The 4422-nt window shown below is 48.6% G+C and carries 6 protein-coding genes; 3 read left to right on the top strand and 3 right to left on the bottom strand.

Annotated features, from left to right (window positions below; all coding sequences use genetic code 11):
- From U9P07_03705 to U9P07_03695, 3 genes are all read left to right on the top strand, one after another.
- A partial coding sequence (locus tag U9P07_03705) for a type II toxin-antitoxin system RelE/ParE family toxin (GenBank protein ID MEA2108503.1) occupies positions 1–164 on the top strand: 164 nt, incomplete at its 5' end.
- A gap of 128 nt (positions 165–292) precedes the next feature.
- Positions 293–487, top strand: a complete 195-nt coding sequence (locus U9P07_03700; GenBank protein ID MEA2108502.1) for a type II toxin-antitoxin system HicA family toxin — start codon at positions 293–295, stop codon at positions 485–487.
- Between the two features lie 56 nt (positions 488–543).
- Entirely contained in the window at positions 544–768 is a 225-nt protein-coding gene (locus tag U9P07_03695; GenBank protein MEA2108501.1) for a type II toxin-antitoxin system HicB family antitoxin, read from the top strand.
- A gap of 160 nt (positions 769–928) precedes the next feature.
- On the opposite strand, the gene aat is transcribed toward U9P07_03695, so the two are convergent.
- The 3 genes from aat to clpS form a co-directional block, all read right to left on the bottom strand.
- The gene (aat, locus tag U9P07_03690; protein ID MEA2108500.1) at positions 929–1609 is read right to left on the bottom strand and encodes a leucyl/phenylalanyl-tRNA--protein transferase; all 681 of its coding nucleotides are present in this window, start codon (positions 1607–1609) and stop codon (positions 929–931) included.
- A gap of 116 nt (positions 1610–1725) precedes the next feature.
- Positions 1726–3981, bottom strand: coding sequence for an ATP-dependent Clp protease ATP-binding subunit ClpA (gene clpA / locus U9P07_03685; GenBank protein ID MEA2108499.1), 2256 nt, complete (start codon positions 3979–3981; stop codon positions 1726–1728).
- A gap of 5 nt (positions 3982–3986) precedes the next feature.
- Positions 3987–4301: an ATP-dependent Clp protease adapter ClpS gene (clpS, locus tag U9P07_03680; GenBank protein ID MEA2108498.1), complete on the bottom strand. Its 315-nt coding sequence runs from the start codon at positions 4299–4301 to the stop codon at positions 3987–3989.
- Between the last annotated feature and the right edge of the window lie 121 nt (positions 4302–4422).

Below are 4422 nucleotides of genomic sequence, written 5' to 3'. Positions count from 1 at the left end.
CCGATTTTGAAAATCATTACAAAATCAAGCTTAGAGCCAGCGGGTATCGCCTGGTTTATGAAGTGATTGATAATGAGATTTCCGTATTGGTGGTTGCAATCGGAAAACGTGAGAAAAATTCAGTTTACCGAAATGCGAAAAAACGAATAAAATCAAGGGTCTAACAAATCAATAAACTGGACACTTTTCAGCCCGCAAATCATTGTCTTTAATTTCATTATTGGTCTGCATAAATCTTTCTCATTGTCATGGTGCCAGTTATCTCATTCGTTCGGCCAGTAAGAGATGAAATATGAACAGACGAAAATTGCTTAAAAAAATAATGGGCGGTTCTAAAAACATAAGATTTGCTGATATGGTAAATCTTGTTAAAGGTTTTGGTTTTAAGCTGTCGAGAACTGAAGGTAGCCACCACATTTTCTTCCGAACCGATATCCCTGAACTTGTTAATCTTCAGAATGTCAAAGGTCAAGCAAAACCATATTAAATGCGGCAGTTTCTAAGACTGGTTGAGAAGCATAATCTTAAACTGGAGGATGAATAATGCGCGATTATCATATTAACATTTTTTATTCAGAAGATGATGACGGTTACATCGCAGATATCCCCGACCTTGAGGCTTGCTCCGCAATTGGTGAAACACCTGACGAGGCATTGCGCGAGGTCCAACAGGCCAAAAAACTATGGCTGGAGGCTACACGAGCAGAGGGCAAGCCTGTCCCGGCACCAGAATATCGCCCAGTCATATATCAGGCGGCGTCAGCTTGACAATACGGAGCATATTGATAACCTGGGATCAAACCAGCGCCTGAACGCCGACCTGGTTGAAAAAATTGGACAGGTCTCAGAAAAAAAAAGATGTCTGAAGTTCTTGCGGGCATAAAACTTCTTATTGAGCCAATGGAGCTGCAGTGAGGTGGGGGAGGAATCAAAAATTCCAGGGACCGGGCTTTGAGGGATGCTCAAGGGCATGTTCCAATAGCTTGAGGTATCTTCGGCGTGATATTTCCCGGGCGCCAAAACGTGACAGATGTTCGGTCTGAAACTGGCAGTCAATGAAAAGGAAGTTCCAATCAAGGAGCTTTTTTACTAAGATTGCCAGGGCGGTTTTTGAAGCGTCGCTGACCCGGGAGAACATGGATTCGCCGAAAAAACAGCGTCCCAGTGAGATGCCGTAGAGACCTCCCATCAGCTGATTATCCTGCCAGGTTTCGATAGAATGGGCAAAACCCGCCTGGTGCAGCTGGATATAGGCCGCCTGCATTTCCGTTGTGATCCAGGTGCCTTTTTCATGCTGGCGGGGGATGGTGGCGCAGGCTTCTATGACCTGGGCGAAACAGGTGTCAGCCCGGACGGTAAACCGTTGCCGGCGGACAGTACGTTGAAGGCGCCGAGGACAGTGAAATTCTTTGGGAAACAGGATGGTCCGGGGATCGGGAGACCACCAGAGGAGTGGATCACCGGGGGAATACCAGGGAAAGATGCCGCGGGCATAGGCCTGGAGCAGTCTTTCCGGACCTAAATCACCGCCGATGGCCAGCAGGCCGGTAGGTTCAGCCATCTCAGGCGGAGGAAATGTCAGGTTGTTATTGAGCTGATAAACCGGCACGATGATCTTTATTGCTACGAAACGTTATATTTATTTTCAACTTTCTGACTTGCATCGCCATGGACGGCCGGCGAGAATGAGCGAGAGCCATGCCGGAACATCCCCGGAGATTTATTTTAAGCATCCGGGAATGAAAAAGCCAGCCGGCTGCCGCTTATCTTTACCCGGACCCTGCCGCCGCCTTTTAACTTACCGAAAAGTATTTCTTCAGCCAGGGGATCTTTGATGGTGTCCTGGATCAGCCGATCAAGGGGGCGGGCGCCGAACTTCGGGTCGTAACCTTTTCCGGCCAGCCAGATTTTGGCTTTGTCGGTGATGGAGAATTCCACCTTTTTCATGGTAAGAAAATGGTCTAACCTGGTGAGAAATTTATCTACTACCCTGATCATGATATCCTGGTCCAACGGCTGAAAGAAGATTGTTTCATCCAGCCGGTTGCGAAACTCCGGGGCAAAAAGTTTTTCCAGCGCTTTCCTGCCTTTATCCGTTACATCTTGAGAAAGTTCTCCGAAGCCGATAGAATTGCCGGCCATTTCCCGAGCCCCGGCGTTGCTGGTCATGATCAGAATGGTATGGCGGAAATCAGCTTTTTGACCATTGTTATCAGTGAGGGTGGCGTAATCCATGATCTGCAGGAGAATATTGAAGATATCCGGGTGTGCTTTTTCAATTTCATCCAATAAAATAATGCTGTGGGGATGTTTGCGTACCTGCTCGGTCAGCTGGCCTCCCTGGTCAAAACCAACATAGCCCGGAGGGGCACCAATCAGCCGGGCTACCGCATGCTTTTCCATGTATTCGCTCATGTCAAAGCGGATAAATTTGACCCCCAGGAGGGCGGCCGTCTGGCGGCTGACTTCAGTTTTTCCAACTCCGGTAGGTCCGGTAAACAAAAAGCTGCCGAGCGGTCGATCCGGGTTGTTGAGGCCGGCCTGGGATCTTTTCAGCGCTTTGGATAAAGCTGAGATTGCCTGGTCCTGACCGAAAATAAGTCTTTTCAGGTTGTTCTCCAGGCTGACCAGGTTATTCGGTGATTTACTGTCTGCTTTTTGCACCGGAACCCTGGCAATCAGGGAAACAACCCGTTCAATATCCGTTGGGGTGATGCGTTTGCGTCGCTGACTTACCGGCAGGAGCTGAACCGCGGCTGCGGCCTCATCTATGACATCAATGGCCTTGTCAGGCAGGTAACGGTCATTCAGGTAGTGGCTGGTCAGTTCGGCCGCTGTCCGTAATGCTGCCTGGGTATAGGATATGTTATGGTGCTCTTCATAGCGTTGGCGCAAACCCTGAAGAATTTTAATGGTTTCATCGATGCTGGGTTCCGGCAGCTGGATTTTTTGAAAGCGCCGGGACAGTGCCCGGTCTTTGCTGAAATTCAGTTTATATTCTTCGTGAGTGGTTGCTCCGATGCAGCGAAAATTACCGTTGGCCAGAAAGGGCTTGAGAATATTTGAGGCATCCATGGAGCTGCCGCTGGTGGCTCCGGCACCGACAATGGTGTGAATTTCATCAATAAACAGGATAGCCTTCTTTTTCTGCTGTAATTCCCTGATCACCCCCTTGAGTCGTTCTTCAAACTGGCCCCGGAATTTGGTTCCTGCCAGCAGGGCCCCCAGGTCAAGGGTGAACATTTCAAAATCTTTCAGGATATCGGGAACATCGCCGCTAAAAAGCTGTAAAGCCAGGCCTTCAGCCATGGCAGTTTTCCCTACCCCTGGTTCTCCTACATAGATGGGGTTATTTTTCTGCCGTCGGCATAACACCTGCAGGGTGCGTTGCATTTCATCTTGGCGACCAATCAGCGGGTCAATGTGGCCATCTGCTGCCTGTTCCAGCAGGTTGAGGGTGAACTTTTCGAGAAAACTGTCTTCCTCCCGCTTTTTTTTCTTTTTCCTGTCACTGTCCGGATGGCTTTTCTTTTCCGGTAGAAGCTCTCCGTCTTTTTTGATTCCATGGGCCAGATAATTGATGACCACCAACCTGGTAATATCCTGCTGGCGAAGAAAATAGCAGGCATGGGAGTCTTCCTCTTCAAATATTGCCCCAAGCATATCCCCGATTCCCGCTTCCTCTTTTTCGGCGGCCTGAACATGGAGGATGGTACGTTGGATCAAGCGCTGAAAAGCCATGGTCTCAACCGGTGCTTGTGGTTTATCGGCCGGCAGGGATGTCATCCTGGTATTGAAATAGATTTCCAGCTGTCGCTTCAAAACTTCCGGATTGCCACCGCAATCCCTGATTATTTCAGTGCCGTAATCATTATGCAGCAGGGCGTAGAGCAGGTGTTCAACGCAGAGGTATTCATGGGCCCGGTTCTGGGCTTCGCGAAATGCCGCAAGAATGGTATATTCTAAATCTTTGCTGATCATATCAGTTAAGCCTTTTGCATGCTGCAGAGCAGCGGGAAGCCGTGGTTGCGGGCCAGTTTAGTGACCGTGGTGACCTTGGTTTCAGCAATGCTGCGGGGGTATTCACCGCAATTGCCGATTCCCTGGCGATGAACCGAGAGCATGATTCGGGTGGCCTCGGCCGGGCTTTTATGAAAGATATTTTCCAGAATATCAATAACAAAATCCATGGTGGTATAATCATCATTATGGAGCAAAACCAGATAGAGCGGTGGTTCGTGGAGTTGCTGCTGGTCTGTCGTTTGAAGCTGCTCGTCAAAATGGTGGTTTTGGCTGGTCATTATGCTATCCGGCAAGGTGCTTGCTTTTTTAAATGGAGGATGATTTCAACTATAACCAAGTTAAGCAATTAGCAGTTAGCTCTTAGCATTTAGCTGAGTAAAATTAAGGTTTTAGGTTAAT

The organism is Pseudomonadota bacterium (genome assembly GCA_034660915.1).
Taxonomy (GTDB): Bacteria; Desulfobacterota; Anaeroferrophillalia; order Anaeroferrophillales; family Anaeroferrophillaceae; genus DQWO01.
This window is presented reverse-complemented; position numbering and strand designations above follow the sequence as displayed.

What these genes read in the sequence shown, in the direction of transcription:
- U9P07_03700 (MEA2108502.1), top strand. Translation starts at nt 293, where the DNA reads ATGAACAGACGAAAATTGCTTAAAAAAATAATGGGCGGTTCTAAAAAC.
- clpA (MEA2108499.1), bottom strand. Translation starts at nt 3,981, where the DNA reads ATGATCAGCAAAGATTTAGAATATACCATTCTTGCGGCATTTCGCGAA.
- clpS (MEA2108498.1), bottom strand. Translation starts at nt 4,301, where the DNA reads ATGACCAGCCAAAACCACCATTTTGACGAGCAGCTTCAAACGACAGAC.
- U9P07_03695 (MEA2108501.1), top strand. Translation starts at nt 544, where the DNA reads ATGCGCGATTATCATATTAACATTTTTTATTCAGAAGATGATGACGGT.